Raw genomic sequence first — 15,033 nt, 5'->3', positions numbered from 1 at the left:
GCCCGGTTTCCGCTGCCGTCACCTCTGCCCTGGATCCGATGCCGCCCGACAAGCTCGAGCAGAAGTCCGCTCCTCCCTCCCCCGACCCTCGGCCGCCTGCTTCCTCACAGACGCACAACGTGCTCGCGTCGGCGCTGCCCTCGCTCTTCGAGGTCGAAGCCCATGCGGTGGACGCGACGCTTCGCGACCTCCTCGCGCGGCCGGCGCGGGTCCCCGAGACGCTCCTCGCCGACAACATGCCGGACCCGTTCGTCCTGCGGCTGTCGGCCACGAGCCCGGGAGGGGCTCGGACGCAGGGGCTGTGGCTCATCGCCACCTCGAGCAACCTCCCCTATGCGTTCCGGCTCTACCGTTGGAACGAGGACCGGTCGCGGTTCGAGGCCCACCTGAAGGACGGGCAGCACGTGGCCCTGTTTCCCGAGGGGCAGCTCCCGGAGTGGTGGAACCAGGGGGAGCCGGTGCCGACCGAGCCGGATCTGCCCGGAGACCTGCTCCGTGCGCGCTGGGCGCCGGAGATCTTCGAGATTGGAGAGCTGCTGGTGCTCTTCTACACCGCGCGCGACCGCCAGGGCGTGCTGCGCAGTGCCTACGCCACGAGCCGCTCCATCGACGGCTCCTGGACCGACCATGGTCCGGTGGACGTCAACCCGCGCGTGAAGCAGCTCGCCCCCGACTACCCGGGCGGTCCCTCCGGGGACGACTTCGTGCTGGGCACCATCGACGGGACCGTGGCGCCCATCCAGGACGGCACCGGGCGCAGGCGCCAGGCCCTGGTGGTCAAGGTGGACGGCAACGCCCTGCGCTGGGTGGATCCGGCCACGGGCCAGCCGCGCAGCGTGCCGACCCCACTGATCGCGCGGGAGTTCACCCTGGGGCCGGACGGGACGCTCCAGTTCGTCGGCGCGCCCAACGTCATCCTCTCCAACGGGCCCCATCACGGCGGGCTCGTCGAGGGACAGTTCTTCGTCCGGGAGAACGGGCAGCTCTATGTCCTCTACAGCGCCGGCTTCTTCGGCAATCACGAGTACCGCACCTACGTGGGCAAGCTCGATGACGTGCTGCACGGACAGATCCGGGACGAGCGGCTGCTGATGGACAGCGCGAGCCCCGCGTTGGGCGGTGCGTGGAACGGTCCTGGCCACCCCTCGTTGAAGAAGGTGGGCGAGGGCCTGTATGCCCTCTACCTCCACGCGTGGCGCAACGGGACCGACTACTACACCGATGGCGAGGCGCGGAAGGTGCTGCGCTTCCACCTGTCCTTCCGCGACGAGCAGGGCCGCCCGTGCGAGCCGTTCATCGTCGAGGACCGGCAGGCCCCGGGCGGCGCGTCCCGAGTGGTCGAGGCGGCCTGACACCCGGGGCCCGTGCTTCCGTCACGGGCTCGGGGAGAGATCCTGCTGGATGGGGACGGCGGTGTTGAGGTGCTCTTGCACCATCCCCCGTCCCATCCGGGCGAACTCACGCAGCTCGGCCCGCTGGATCTGCGGTTGGAGCACCTTGTCCATCAGGAACAGGGTCTTCGCGTGCAGGGAGACCTGCACGTCCATGTAGGCCAGGTCGAACGCCGCACTCCCGACATCCGAGCGGAGGATCGTGAGGATCTGGTTCGACTCCGCCGCGAGCTGCTGGCTCAGCGGGCTCTCGCGGGGCGTGATGCCCAGGGTCTGTAGACGCGCCTGGAGCTCCTGGTTGGCCGTCGTGTGCTCCTGGACCATCTGGTCAGCGAACTGACGGACCTCCGTGTTCGTCGCCTGCTGTTGCGCGAGCTGGCCCTGTTGGATCTCCCCCATGTTCACCGTCATGACCACCTGGACGATCTCCTCGTCGCTCAGGGTCGGGAACCCGATATCCGCGGCCACCGGACATTGGGTCTCGTTGTTGTTGGTGGTGTTGTTGTTGTCGTTGTTGTTGTTGTCCTCCCCGCAGGCGCTGATACCCAGCACCACGAGCGAGAGCAGGAGCAGCCCCGAGATGTGGCGAGGCGAGTTCTTGTTGAGCACGGTTTCCCCTTCCCTTGGTTCGCGCCCAAAGTGGAGTGGGTGGGAGCACCACGCCATTGTTCCTGGAGACAGGGGAAATGTGTGTGGGGGGCGTCCCTCTGACCATTCGCTTCACCGTCGTCTGATTTCAGGGCTCTCGTTCGGGGATATCAACGCGAGAAATACTGTAAATACCTGAAAGATGATGATTCCATGAGCCAAATGCCGTGGCGGGATGCCTGTGCCACGGCTCTCGAGGAGTCACCATGCGCTCGAAGTTCCAGTGGATATCCCTTTCATTTCTCACCCTCGCCGCGGCCGCCGGATGTGCTGGCGCGGAGGAGGCCGGCCTCGAGTCCACTCCGGACGGCACGGCCTCCTCCTCGTCGGTGCTGGCCGGGGTCTGTGACGGAGTGAGCTGTAGCGGACACGGCGTCTGCAAGGACAACGCGGGCAGCGCTGTCTGTGTCTGCGACGAGGGCTTCGTGGGGTCCTCGTGCGCCACACGCGGCTCCAACTTCTACGCGCGCTCGCTACTCGTCCCGGGAATGGCCGACCCCGATGTCTACAAGGAGCACGATGACCTGTTCTTCCTCACCGGCACCGGCAATGGCGCGACCCTGCCCATCTACGAGACCAACGACCTGTCGGGCTTCCGGCTCAAGCGGAGCTACAACCCGTCCGCCGCCGACCCGACCTATGACTACTGCATGATCTGGGCGCCGGACCTCGGCAAGTACAACGGCGTCTACACCCTCTACTTCTCGGCCCAGCGGGTGCCCAACGGCATGGCCTGCCCGGCTTCCGGCCAGGACGTGACGACCTTCGTGGCCTCGGCGCCCGACCTGAACCTCAACTTCGGTTCGCCCCAGCCCATCAACCCGAACACCACCCTGCCGCGCACCACCATCGGCTCCGCCTGCACGCCGCAGGGCTGCAACCGGAACATCCGCATCGACTCGGCCACGTTCAATGACACGTCGGGCCGCTGGCTCTTCTATGTCTGGTTCGACCGGGGCAACAACATCTCCTCGTTCAACCTCGCGGCCCCCGGCACCGTCTACAACCACACGGGCCCGGCGCTCTACTCGCTCCCCGCGCACGAGGAGGGCATCAACGAGGCCCCCGAAATCCTCGAGCGCAATGGCATCTACTACCTGCTCTTCAGCACCGGTTGGTACAACAGCCAGTACGCCATGAACTACATCATGGCGGACTCCCTGCCCGCGCTCACCCGGGCGCGCGCGGTGCGGAGGCTCTCCCAGCCGATGCGCAATGACGCCGGAGCGCTGATCCAGACCCATGGTCACAACGTGGTGGTGGAGCGCCGCGGCGAGTTCTTCAACATCTTCCACCAGGGCGCCTTCTCTCCCCCCGGTACCTTCACCTCTCGCAGCACCTACAAGCAGCGCATCGCCTTCAAGCCCGATGGCTCCATGCACTCGCTCAACCAGGTCAACGTCCGCTGGACGAAGCTGGCCGGGTACAACTACTCGCTCGACCTCGTCCTGCGCGATGGGAGCGTGATCGGCCCGTGCATCTACGCCGGCATCATCGGCTCGGCGAACAAGACCGTCTTCAACGGCGTCTGCCCCAGCGCGGGCAGCCGCATGGTGAACAAGGGCGATATCGCCGCCTTCCGGATCTTCTATTCCAACAGCAGCACCTGGGGCCCCTTCGTCGAGAAGGCCTACGACGGCGTCTCGGATGATGTCTTCCTGGAGATTCCCGGTGGCACCACGCCGTTCGTGGACCTGAGCTGGAGCGAGGAGGAGACGGGCGCCCAGTACTCCATCGACATCCAGCGGCGCGACACGGGCGCGTGGATCGGCCCCTGTATCGGCGTCAACTCCGTCAACCGGAGCCTCGCCTGGACCTACTCCGGCCGCTGCGACACCCCAGGCATCAACGTGGCCATCTCCAACATCTCCGCCTTCCGTATCTGCACGGCGATGAATGGAGACTGGGCCCACGCGCGCTGCGGCTCCACTCCCTACGATGGCAGGAGCATGCACGTGCCCATCGTGATTCCCTGAGCGGCACTTCGGAGGGCGTCCGCCACGTTCCGCTCCTCACCGGTGAGGAGCGGAATGCATCCGCCACGTTCCGCTCCTCACCGGTGAGGAGCGGAACGTGAATCGTCCCGTGTCGTGGACGGTGCCTCCGGATGATGGGACTCCTCACAGCAGCGAGGAGAAGGAGTGCGGGCGGTCCGCGTACTCCGGATCCTTCATGAGGAGCGCGTGTACGCGGCCCTGGGCGGTGGTGGGCACCGCCGGGAAGAGGTGGTGCGTGAGGTGGTACTGGTCGTTCCGGGGGAAGAGCACCCGGTTGAGCAGCCCCCACGCGAAGATGTGGTTGCGGGATCGCTCGAACTCGTCCGCCTCGCCGATGATGCCCGCGTGGTCCACCGCGTCCGACCAGTAACGGATGACCTGGTAGGCCACGAAGTAGGGCAGCCCGTAGAAGAGCAGGAACGCCTTCCAGCCCACGCCCCACTGCCCCAGCGCCACCAGCCCCGCCATGAAGGCCCACCGGCTCAGCGTGACCGGCCAGGGGTCCGTGCGGCTCCAGAGCACCGGGCGCACGAAAGACGGCAGGTGGACGAGCAGCAGCGGACGCAGCAGGTGGCGGCGCGCGAAGTGCTCGGTGGGCTCGGCGAAGCCGAACTTCCGGCGAGGGATGAAGTCCAGGTCCTTCACCGGATCCCCCAGGTACTGATGGTGGGTGAAGTGCTCGCGCGTGTAGGGCTCGAGCGCGGTGAGGTCGATGATGGCCAGCACGTGCCCGAAGAAGCGGTTGGCGCGCTTGCCACGCACGAACATGCCGTGACACGCCTCGTGCAGCATGTTGCCGAGCGCCCGGAACCGCGTGGCGATGAAGAAGGCCACCAGCGGATAGAGCACCCAGCCCACCACCGGCCGGGTCTCCAACAGCGCGTGGGCCGCGAAGGCCGCCCCCACCCCGAACCCGATGTGGAAGGCCATGTGCCCGAGCCCTCCGGCCACCGAGTGCGCGTGGCCGCTCATCCGGGCCACCTCCCGCGCGTACCTCGCCCTCAGCCGCGCCGCCACCGAGCCCGATCGCTCCCGCACGGCGGGCGTCAGGCCATCGCTCGTGCGGCGGGGGCTGTCCTCCAGCGGCGCTGGGGCCATGGGAACCTTCCGAGGGGGGCACGGAAGAAAAAGTGTAAGATTAGCTTAAACCGAGAATCCAGGAGCGGGCAAGCAAGCGGGGAGGGGATGCGTGTGACGGGGTGTGTCAGGCGGTCGTGCGCGCGGGTGGCGCCAGCTGCGTGGGCAGCTTCACCCCGGGGCGCGTGGCGAGGAGCAGCTCCTGCGTCGGCAGCGGCAGGCAGACCGAGGAGGTGAGGCCCACGTCCGCCAGCAGCTGGCCGTACTCCGAATGGGAGAGCAGGTCCCCCTCGTTGGTGAGGAAGCGCCGCAGCCCGAAGTAGAGGTGATCCAACGGGCCGTCACGCCGCTCGTTCAGCACGTACTCGGCGATGACCAGGATGCCGTCCGGCTTCAGCGCTCGCGCCACCCGGCGGAACATGTCCGGCAGGGACTCGGGCCGCAGCACGTTGAGCACCTGCGGCAGGATGATGAAGTCGTACGCGGCCTCGCCGAAGTCCTGGGTGAAGAGGTTGCCCGGCCAGAAGCGCGCCTGGCTCAGCGCCTCGAGCTGCTCCACGTTGCGCTTCGCCTGGGCCAGCACCACCTCCTGATCGAAGTAGGTGACGTGCGCCGTGGGCTCCGTGCGCGCGAAGGCCACGCCCCAGACGCCCGAGCCCGTGCCGATGTCCAGCACCGACGCGCCCGCCAGTGGACGCACCTGCGCCAGCGTCGCCGCCGCGCGCCGGCTCAGCTGGAAGTGCGAGGCGAACACCGCGGTGATCTGATTCGAGTTGTCCGCGTAGAAGCGCCGGCTTACCTCGGGGTCCTTCAGGTCCAGGATGTAGCGCTCGTGCCGCACCGTCTCCTCGAGCCGGTCCAGCGCCTCCCAGTACTGCGCGGACACGGAGAAGGAGCGCAGCAGGTACGGCAGTGCCTTGCCGTCCAGCACCTGCCGGGCCTCGTCCGTGAAGGTGCTCGTCGGGCCCTCGCTCCGGGTGATGCCCAGGTGGGCCAGCACCTCCAGCACCCGCCGCAGGCCCCGCTCGCTCGCGCCGCTGGCCGCCCGGAGCACCGCCTCGTCCTTCGGTCCCGTGGAGAGCTGCTCCAGCAGGCCCAGCCGGCCCACGGCCACCAGCAGCCAGGTGCGCGCGGCGCTGCGCGCGAAGCGGTCGAAGAAGTCCTCGGCCTCTGGTGAGGGCGCGGGCGTCGTCTCCAGGAAGAGCCGCCCGTAGTGGCCGAGCACGTCCCAGCGCTGGCCCTCGTGGTTGATGGCCTCCCCGGTCTTCACCGCCTGCTCCAACTGGCCGATGGGGCCCCACCAGCGCGCCGCCTCCTGGAGCCGCTCGCGGAACGCCATGTCCCGCAGGAAGGTGGCCACCGGGCGCGCCAGCGCGAGGCCGCGTGCGTCGTCCATGTGAACCAGACCCAGGCACACCAGCAGCTCGACGAGGGAGCGCACGCCGCGGACCGGAGCCCCCACCTTCTCCGCGAGCCCTTGCACCGTCACCGGCTCGCCCTCGTCCTCCACCGGCAGTGCGTCGAAGAGGCCCACGTGCAGTGAGGTGCGCAGCAGCGCCGATTCATTCGAGGCGTTGCGAGCCCAGAAGTGCAGGGACTGCGCGAGAGAGGGGGGCGTGGCGCTCCGCGGAGTCGTCATGGGTGTCTCGATTCGATGCGGGGGTGCACAGCTTCACCCGAGGGCTCGAAGCGGTGCAACCCGGCCAGTGCGGGGATTCCAGCATTCCGGGTCATGCGATACCCTGCCGTCATGCCCTCCGCGACTCATCGAGTGATGTCATCCACCGAAGTCGAGCAGATCCTCTTGAAGGATCCACGGGTCCAGGACGCCTGTGTGGTGGGCGAGGGAAGTGAGGAGGTGGTCTGGGTCGTCCCGCGGCGAGCGGTTCGCTCGGAGGCGTTGGATGCGCTCCTCCGGGAGCAACTCGGCGCCGGGGCTTTCCCCGTCGCGCTGATCGACGCCCTTCCCACCCGTGACTCGGGTGAGATCGATCTGGAGGCCCTCGCGCGGTTGGTTCCCACCACGCCGGTGCGGCTCGCGCATCTGGAGGCCCGGTTGCGCGAGTCCGGCCACGAGGCCGTGGCGCTGGTCGGCGCGAGACAACCCGAGGAGCGCTTCGAGCCGCTCGATGAGCTGCTCCCCGAGTCCCTCCACCCCCGACAGGGCTCGGCCGCAGTGGCCCAGGCGCGTGAGTCCTCCGGTCCGGCGGATGCCGCGCGGGGGACGCCCTCCCTCGTCGATGGAGGGCCGCGCGTCGCCCCTCCGGGCAACCCCGCAGTGCTTCCCGATGCGCTGCGGCGCGTGGTGGAGCTGTATCCCGACCGCACCCTCACCTTCATCGACACGGAGGGCGTGCGCGAGACGCTGCGCTACGTCGAGCTGCGTGACGAGGCCCTCCGGCTCCTCGGTGGGCTGAGCGCGCTGGGCGTGAAGAAGGGTGACCGGGTGATGTTCCTGCTGGAGGGGCCCGGTGAGTACATCCGTGCCTTCTGGGCCTGTACCCTTGGCGGCGTGGTGCCGGTGCCCATGGCGGTGCCTCCCTCGATCGATCGGACGCACGCCGGCATGGCTCGCGTCCTCTCCGTGTCCGAGCGCCTGGGCCGGCCGCTCGTCCTCTCCAGTGCCGCGTCCGCTCCCTCTCTGGAGGCGTTGGGCCTGCGCGCCCTGGCCTTCTCGTCGCTGGACCGCTCGGCCGCCGGCACTCCCGTAGCGCTGGAGCCGGGTGACCCCGCCATCCTCTCCTTCACCTCCGGCAGCACTGGGCGGCCCAAGGGCGTCGTGCTCACGCACTACAACCTCCTGTCCATGGTCGGCTCGATGTGGCACGCCGGCTGGTACAACGAGGACGACCTGGGCCTGGGCTGGATGCCGTTGGATCACGTCGCCGGGCTCGAGTACATCCACCTCAACAGCCTGTGCGTGGGCACCTCGCAGATCCTCGTCGCGCGCGACTACATCCTCGCCGACATCCTGCGCTGGATGGAGCTGCACTCCGAGTTCCGCGCCACCGTGAGCTGGGCCCCCAACTTCGCCTTCGGCCTGGTGGCGGACCGGCTCGCCCGCGGTGAGCGCCGCGCGTGGGAGCTCTCGTGCGTGCGCGTGCTGGGCAACGCCGGGGAGCCCATCGTCGCCGAGACGATGCAGCGCTTCGCCGCGCCGCTTGCCCAGGACGGGCTGCGGCAGGACGCCGTCTGCCCCATGTGGGGCATGGCCGAGACGTCCTCCATCTTCACGGGCGCGCGCGGGGTCCACACCCACGAGGGCGAGCCCCACGTGCTGCTCGGTCCACCGCTGGCGGGTGCGGCGTTCCGCATCGTCGACGACCAGGACGCGGTGGTGCCCGTGGGCACGGTGGGTCACCTGCAGGTGCGCGGGCATGCCGTGCTCTCCGGGTACCTGGACGATGCGCCGCTCAACGCCCAGTCCTTCACGAAGGAGGGCTGGTTCCGCACCGGAGACCTCGCGGTCATCCACGGCGAGCAGATGGCCATCGCCGGGCGTCAGAAGGAGCTGCTCATCGTCAACGGCAACAACGTCTACCCGCATGAGATCGAAGCGGTGGTGGAGCTGGTGCCGGGCGTGCTGCCGTCGTACGCCGCGGTGGCCCCCACGCGCGTGGGCGGGATGCAGACGGACGAGGTCATCGTCTTCTTCGTGCCCGCGCCGGGGGCACCGCCGCTCGGCGAGCTGCTGCGCTCCATTCGTGAGGCGGTGGCGAAGGCCCTCGGCATCCAGGTGAGCTACCTGGTGCCGCTCGTGAAGCATCAGGTGCCGAGGACGGAGCTGGGCAAGCGCGGGCGCACCGAGTTGCGGCGCCGCTTCGAGTCCGGTGAGCTGGCCTCCGAGCGGCGCGCCGCGGAGCGGCTCCTCGGTGGGCCCTCGACGCTGCCCAGGTGTCTGGCCGTGCCTCGCTGGGTCGTGCGCCCCCAGCCCAAGGGTGTCTCGTCCTCGGGCCGCCTGCTGCTGGTGGGGGACGCGGCCTTCGCCTCCGCGCTGAGCGAGCGGCTCGCCGGCCGGCGAGAGGTGGTGACGGTGACGCCCCAGCGGGCCCGCGAGGTGCTCCCGGCTGGGGGCGCTCCTGTCGAGGACATCGTGTACGTGGTGGGCCGTGAGGAGGCGGCGTCCCTCTCCGCCCGCGAGGCGCTGGTGGCCACCGTCTCGCCGCTGCTGGAGCTGGTGCAGGCCCTGGCCCCGGTGGCGGCCCACGCGCCGGTGCGCCTGCGGGTGGTGGCTCCGGACGTCGAGGCCACCTCGGCCGCCGGGGTCGCGCCGCTGCTGGTGCCCGGCCTGCTCTGGTCCGCGGTGGCGGAGACGGCGGGTCTGGACGCGCGGCTCGTCTGGGTGCCTTCCGGGACACAGGAGGCCGCGAGGTGCGTGGCAGAGGAGCTCGACGGGCCACGCTCCGCGCGCGAGGTGGCGTACCGGCAGGGCCGGCGGCTGGAGCAGGCGTTCTCTCCCTGGGGGCCCGCGCCGTTGGCCGCCCCCGCGCGTCTGGAGCGCGAGGGGCTCTATCTGGTGACGGGAGCGCTCGGCGGCGTGGGCCAGGCCTGGGCCCGCTATCTGCGGCGGAGCCTGGGCGCCCGGTTGGTGTTGGTGGGCCGCCGGAGCCGGGACACCGTCATCGAGGCGCTCGAGCGGGAGCTCGGGGCCGCGGAGTACGTGCCGGTGGACGTCACGGACCCGGTGAAGCTGCGGGAGGTGGTGCGTCAGGCCGAGGCCCGTCATGGCCGTGCCTTCTCGGGAGCCTTCCACTTCGCCGGCCTCCTGGAGTCCTCGCCCCTGGGCCGTCAGACGGCGGAGGGGCTCGTGCGCGAGGCGGCGGCGCATGCACTGGGCGCCGTATCCCTCGCCGAGTCCTTCCAGGAGCGGCCCGGGACGCTGCTCGTCTTCTCCTCTTCCCTCATGGGGACGCTCGGGGCGGGCCTGCACGCGAGCTACTGCGCCGCTTCCGGCTTCGTCGATCGCTTCGCGCGGGTGCTCGCGGCCCGCGGCCGGCGCGCGGTGACGGTGTCTCTCAGCGCCATCCGCGCCACGGGCATGGCGAGGGAGTTGCGGGCCTCGCCTCCGGGTTACCGGATGCTGGAGCCTTCCCAGGCCGTGGCGGCCCTGGTGCTCGCGGTGGAGTCTGGGGCCTCGCACGTGCTGGTAGGCGTGGAGGGCTCGGCGCTGCCCTGGCGTGCCGCCGGGTTGGGCGCGGGCGAGCCCCTGGAGCAGGCTCATGTCTTCGTCCCCAGGCAGGCGGGCCCGGCTCCCCTGGAGGGGCTCGAGGGGGCCGTGTTCCACCCGGTGGACTCCTTCCCGCGCCGCCCGGATGGAACGGTGGATCGCGAGGCGCTCGCCGCCCGGGAGCTCGACGGCGGCTCCTCCGGTCCGCTCGGGCCCCTGGAGGAGGTCGTGGTGGATGCCTTCCGCGAGGTGCTCGGCGTGGGCGGCGTGGGCGTGCGCTCGGGCTTCTTCTCGCTCGGGGGCAGCTCGCTGCAGGCCACGCGGGTGATGGCGCGCATCAACGAGGCCACCGGGTTGCGGCTGCGCGAGCCGGTGCTGTTCGAGAACCCCTCCGTCTCCCAAATCGTGGCCTACCTCCGGCGCACGGTGGACGTGAGCCAGCTGGACGTGTCCCAGCTCTCCGACGCGCAGGTGGATCTGCTGCTGCGCTCGTTGCAGCCCTCCTGAGCCGGACGTAAAGTCCGACAGCCCCGGCTCCACCGTGGAGCTGGGAAAACCACGCGACGCCCGGGACCCCCCACCCGGGCACACGGCAGGACTCATCCCGTCATGTTGCTCTCGTTCGCGCTGCGGAGCGTGAGGTCCCGCCCTCGCAGTTGGATCGTCGGCCTGCTCGCGGCCGGAATGGCCACCGTGCTCACGCTGGGAGTCGCGTTCGTGGAGAGCATCCACGGCGGGACGCGGCGCAGTCTGATCGAGAGCGGCACCGGCCATCTGCAGGTGTACAACGCCACCTCGGCCGAGCCGCCCCAGATGGTGCTGATGGGCAATGGCGGCGCGCCGGAGATGCCGCCGCTGCCCGACTACCCCTCGCTGGAGGCGCTCCTGCGCTCGGTGGAGGGCGTGCAGGAGGTGGTCCCCCTCGAGATGGGCCTGGCCACCGTCTTCCGGGGCAACTACCTGGACGACAAGCTCGCCGCGGTGCGCGCCGTGGCTCGCGAGCCCGCCTCGGAGGCGCGTGAGGCGCGGTTGAAGCTCCTGGCGGAGGACCTGGCGCGCACCCTTCAGCGCGTCGCCCGGGACGCGAAGCGCCGCGAGGAGGCCTTCGCGAGCGACGCGCAGTCCCAGGAGGAGCAGCGCGCGTTGGAGGTGGCGACCTCGGAGGCCTTCTGGGCCCGGTTCCCCGCGGATCCCCTCCCGGCCCTCGAGTTCCTGGACAACCAGGTGGCCAAGCAGGTGGGGGAGGGCGAGACGCTCTTCCTGGACCTGCTGGGCACGGACCTGCCGCGGTTCGCGGGGGCCTTCCCCCGCTTCGAGCTGGTCACGGGGCAGCTGCCGCCTCCGGGCCAGCGCGGCGTCCTGCTGGGCCATGGCGCCTACGAGCAATACTTCAAGCTGCCCATCGCCTTCCGGCTCGACGAGCTGAAGCGTGAGCGAGACCGGGGCGCGACGTTCGCCGGGGACGAGCGGTTGCGGACCGAGGTGGAGCGCAACCTCGCCGAGCTTCCCGCCCTGGTGGCGCGGCTCGACGTGGAGCGGGCCTCCGCGTTGAAGGACGTGCTCGCGCGCCTGCTGGGCCACGCGGGCGAGCTGGAGGCGCTGCTCGCGGAGTTGCTGAAGCTGGACGATGGCAACTTCGACGAGCGCTACCAGCTCTTCTACCGCGAGCTGGCCCCGCACCTGCCGCTGTACCGGCTCCACCCCGGAGACACCCTGGCGCTGAAGAACGACCTCGCCGTGCCGGTGCGCGTGTGGGGGACGTACCGGTTCCGCGGGCTCGGCGGGGACTTCAGCCACGTCAACACCATCAACCTCGTGGACCTCGTCACCGCGCGCCACCTGGCCGGCCGGCAGACGCGGGCCCAGAAGGAGGAGGCCGAGAAGCTCATCGCGTCCTTCGGCATGGCGGGTGCCGCGGAGGACCTGTCCACCACCGCGTTCGGCCGGCCGAAGATCGTCGACGAGGCGGTGGTGGCGCCCGGCGGAGCGTCCGCGCCCGTCGTCGAACGGGCGGAGGGCCCCGCGCCGGGCTTCTCCGAGGAGGAGTTGAAGTCGGGCAGCATCCTGCACGCGGCGCTCGTGCTGAAGCCCGAGGCCTCACCCGAGGCGATCGCCGAGCGCATCCAGCAACTGGCCGGCGAGCGGAAGCTGCCGGTGAAGACGGCGAGCTGGGAGGAGGTGGGTGGTTTCCTCAGCGGCGTGGTGGGGATGACCCAGGTGCTGCTGGTGGTGCTCGGGTCGCTGCTCGGCTTCTTCGTGCTGCTGGTGTCGGCCGGCACGCTGCTGCTGCTGGCGCGCGAGCGGGTGGGCGAGGTGGGCACGATGCGCGCGGTGGGGATGCAGCGCCGCGAGGTGTTCCTCGGCCTGTTGCTCGAGGGGCTGCTGCTCGGCGTGGTGGGGAGCGCCGTGGGCATCGGGCTGGGGGCGGCCCTGCTGAGGTTCGGCGCTGGCGAGGGAATCTCCGTGCGCGACGAGATGCTGCAATTCTTCCTGGGAGGTCCGGTGATGCACCTGCGGCTCGAGGCGGGGCATGCCCTGGCCGTGGGGCTGGGCGTGGTGGCGGTGGTGCTGGGGGCGGCGCTGGTGCCGGCCTGGCGCGGCAGCTCGGTGGCGCCCATCGTGGCCATGCGCCGGAGCGAGGACTGACGCCATGCTGGCCCTGCTTCGCATCGCCCTGCGCAACCTCTTCCTCCAGCGTGAGCGGGGGTTGTTGCTGTTCACCGTCATCGCCGGAGCCAGCGCGGTGCTCGTCGGGGTGATGTCTCTGAGGACGGGCGTCGCCGCGGCGCAGCGCGAGGCCGTGACGACCTTCCTCAGCGGAGACCTCAACGTCGGTGGCTTCTTCAAGCTGCACCCCGACACCATCTCCCCCGTCATCGGGGATGCCCGCCCGGTGCGCGCGCTCGTCGAGCCGCTCGTCCCGGCCGGGTGCCACCTGCGCGAGCGGGGGCGAGGCCGCGTCACCGCGGGCGCGGGCAGGCACCGGACGCGCTCCTACGTGGTGAGCCTGGATGCCGCGAAGGAGGGCGACTCGCTCCGCCTCTTCAAGGTGAAGGAGGGCGCGCTCGAGCGTCTGGACGAGCCGCGCACCGTGGCCCTGTCCACGCAGCTCGCCGAGCGGCTCCATGTCCGGGTGGGGGATGTCGCCACCCTCTTCTCGCGGATGGTGGGCGGAAAGCAGAACGCCGTGGACGTGCGGGTGGTGGCCATCACCGGGCGTGCCGGCCTGCTGGGTGAGTCCTCCGGCATCCTCGTCTCCAACACCACCCTGCGGGAGCTGAGCGGCTACCGCGCCGAGGCGGCCGGGTCGCTCCAGCTCACCTGCGGCGCGGAGACGGACGTCGACTCCCTGGGCGACACCCTGCGCCAGTCGCTGCGCAAGGCCGGCTTCGAGCTCCTCCCGGCCTCGCACGAGGCCTTCGGCGACAAGCTGGAGCCTCTGCTGCGCGAGGGCTGGGCGGGCCAGCGGCTCGATGTCAGCACCTGGGAGGACGAGTCCTCCTTCCTCGCCTTCGTGACCCTCGGCCTAGCGGCCCTGTCGGCGCTGGTGGGGATCATCGTGTTGGCCATCGTCATGGTGGGCCTGTTCGTGTCCCTGAACGTCGCCGTCCGCGAGCGCACCCGGGAGATCGGCACCCTGCGCGCCCTGGGCATGCAGCGGCCCTCCGTGGTGGGCATGTTCGTCCTGGAGGGCCTGCTGCTGGGCCTGACGGCCTCCACCACCGGGGCCTGCGTGGCCTCGGCGCTGTGCGTCCTGCTGCGCGACGCGCTCCCCCTGCCCGAGGCCATCTCCAACCTCTTCTTCAGCGGGACGCTCCCGTTGGAGCCTCGCCCCCTGGAGGCCGTGCTCGCGGTGTTGCTCATCACCCTGGGCGCGGGCATCGCTTCCATCATCCCCGCGGCCCGAGCCGCTTCCCTCTCACCCCGTTCCGCCATGGAGTCCCTGTGATGAACCCGTGTTCCATCATGCCGTCGTGGGCCCTCGTGCTCGCCGTGCTGCTGCCGGCCCTGGCGGGCGCGGCCGGGAAGGACGCGGCGAAGGTGTCCGCCCAGGAGTTGCTGGGCCTCATCGACAAGCGGATGTCCTTCACGAGCGACTACAAGGGCACCGTGCGCATGCGGGAGATCCGCAAGGACGGCGTCGAGCGGGCGCTCGAGATGCTCGTCTACCGTCGCGACAAGACGAAGGATCTGCTCTTCGTCCTCACCCAGCCCCGGAGCATGGCCGGTGGCGGGTACCTGCGCGTCGACATGAACCTGTGGGAGTACAACCCGCTCGTCGGTCAGTGGCAGCGGAGCACCCGGCGGGCCAACATCGCCAGCACCATCACTTGTGAGAGCGACTTCGACCGCTCCCGGCTCAACGAGGACTACACCGCGAAGGACGATGGCGTGGAGTCCGTCGACGGCACGTCCTACCGCAAGCTCCTGCTGACGGCGCGGCCCGGGGTCGACATCACCTTTCCGATGCTGCGCATCTGGGTGGACCCCGACAACAACATCGTGAAGCGCATCGGGTACTCGCCCTCGGGCCGGGTGCTGCGCACCGACATCATCCGCAGCTACCAGCGGCTGAAGGATCCCTCGAGCGGCGAGCTCGTCTACCACTACAAGGAAGTGCTCGAGTTCGAGGAAGAGGAGGGCACGAAGATCGTCGTGCACTACGACGACGTGGAGCTCGCGCCGCTCAGCCCCAACATCTTCACCAAGGCCTGGCTCGAGGGGCGCAACCGGTAGGCCGCGCCCCCGCCGC

At 70.2% G+C, this 15,033-nt stretch carries 9 protein-coding genes; 6 read left to right on the top strand and 3 right to left on the bottom strand.

Translation table 11 applies throughout. From position 1 onward, the window contains the following. Nucleotides 1–38: 38 nt before the first annotated feature. Nucleotides 39–1,352, top strand: coding sequence for a glycoside hydrolase family protein (locus tag NR810_RS19340; RefSeq protein WP_257454365.1), 1,314 nt, complete (start codon nucleotides 39–41; stop codon nucleotides 1,350–1,352). A 21-nt stretch (nucleotides 1,353–1,373) separates the two neighbouring features. Here the strand turns inward: NR810_RS19340 and NR810_RS19335 are convergent, their stop codons facing one another. Next, nucleotides 1,374–2,000, bottom strand: coding sequence for a DUF4142 domain-containing protein (locus tag NR810_RS19335; protein ID WP_257454363.1), 627 nt, complete (start codon nucleotides 1,998–2,000; stop codon nucleotides 1,374–1,376). Between the two features lie 245 nt (nucleotides 2,001–2,245). Between NR810_RS19335 and NR810_RS19330 the strand changes: the two genes are divergently transcribed. Further along, nucleotides 2,246–4,015 (top strand): family 43 glycosylhydrolase, encoded by a 1,770-nt coding sequence (locus NR810_RS19330; protein WP_257454361.1) that lies wholly within the window; start codon nucleotides 2,246–2,248, stop codon nucleotides 4,013–4,015. Nucleotides 4,016–4,159: 144 nt separating this feature from the next. Here the strand turns inward: NR810_RS19330 and NR810_RS19325 are convergent, their stop codons facing one another. Both NR810_RS19325 and NR810_RS19320 read right to left on the bottom strand, forming a co-directional pair. Next, nucleotides 4,160–5,134, bottom strand: coding sequence for a fatty acid desaturase family protein (locus NR810_RS19325; RefSeq protein WP_257454359.1), 975 nt, complete (start codon nucleotides 5,132–5,134; stop codon nucleotides 4,160–4,162). A gap of 106 nt (nucleotides 5,135–5,240) precedes the next feature. Then, complete coding sequence (locus NR810_RS19320) at nucleotides 5,241–6,752, bottom strand: methyltransferase (RefSeq protein WP_257454357.1); 1,512 nt, start codon at nucleotides 6,750–6,752, stop codon at nucleotides 5,241–5,243. Between the two features lie 135 nt (nucleotides 6,753–6,887). Between NR810_RS19320 and NR810_RS19315 the strand changes: the two genes are divergently transcribed. From NR810_RS19315 to NR810_RS19300, 4 genes are all read left to right on the top strand, one after another. Then, entirely contained in the window at nucleotides 6,888–10,787 is a 3,900-nt protein-coding gene (locus NR810_RS19315) for an SDR family NAD(P)-dependent oxidoreductase (protein ID WP_257454355.1), read from the top strand. Nucleotides 10,788–10,889: 102 nt separating this feature from the next. Beyond that, a complete protein-coding gene (locus tag NR810_RS19310; RefSeq protein WP_257454353.1) occupies nucleotides 10,890–12,926 on the top strand; it encodes an FtsX-like permease family protein in 2,037 nt (678 codons plus the stop codon). 4 nt (nucleotides 12,927–12,930) lie between these two features. Continuing rightward, nucleotides 12,931–14,229 carry an ABC transporter permease gene (locus NR810_RS19305; protein ID WP_257454351.1) on the top strand — a complete coding sequence of 433 codons (1,299 nt, stop codon included), beginning with the start codon at nucleotides 12,931–12,933 and terminating at the stop codon, nucleotides 14,227–14,229. Next, nucleotides 14,229–15,017 (top strand): outer membrane lipoprotein-sorting protein, encoded by a 789-nt coding sequence (locus NR810_RS19300; RefSeq protein ID WP_257454349.1) that lies wholly within the window; start codon nucleotides 14,229–14,231, stop codon nucleotides 15,015–15,017. The genes NR810_RS19305 and NR810_RS19300 overlap by 1 nt, the downstream gene beginning before the upstream one ends. Nucleotides 15,018–15,033: the final 16 nt, after the last annotated feature.

The organism is Archangium lipolyticum (assembly GCF_024623785.1).
Lineage (GTDB): Bacteria > Myxococcota > Myxococcia > Myxococcales > Myxococcaceae > Archangium > Archangium lipolyticum.
Note: the sequence above shows the minus strand (reverse complement) of the source record. Positions and strands in the feature narration are given on the sequence as shown.

Coding starts and splice junctions, on each gene's coding strand:
- NR810_RS19320 (WP_257454357.1), bottom strand. CDS start 6,752: ATGACGACTCCGCGGAGCGCCACGCCCCCCTCTCTCGCGCAGTCCCTG.
- NR810_RS19330 (WP_257454361.1), top strand. CDS start 2,246: ATGCGCTCGAAGTTCCAGTGGATATCCCTTTCATTTCTCACCCTCGCC.
- NR810_RS19340 (WP_257454365.1), top strand. CDS start 39: ATGCCGCCCGACAAGCTCGAGCAGAAGTCCGCTCCTCCCTCCCCCGAC.
- NR810_RS19300 (WP_257454349.1), top strand. CDS start 14,229: ATGAACCCGTGTTCCATCATGCCGTCGTGGGCCCTCGTGCTCGCCGTG.
- NR810_RS19305 (WP_257454351.1), top strand. CDS start 12,931: ATGCTGGCCCTGCTTCGCATCGCCCTGCGCAACCTCTTCCTCCAGCGT.
- NR810_RS19315 (WP_257454355.1), top strand. CDS start 6,888: ATGTCATCCACCGAAGTCGAGCAGATCCTCTTGAAGGATCCACGGGTC.
- NR810_RS19310 (WP_257454353.1), top strand. CDS start 10,890: ATGTTGCTCTCGTTCGCGCTGCGGAGCGTGAGGTCCCGCCCTCGCAGT.
- NR810_RS19325 (WP_257454359.1), bottom strand. CDS start 5,134: ATGGCCCCAGCGCCGCTGGAGGACAGCCCCCGCCGCACGAGCGATGGC.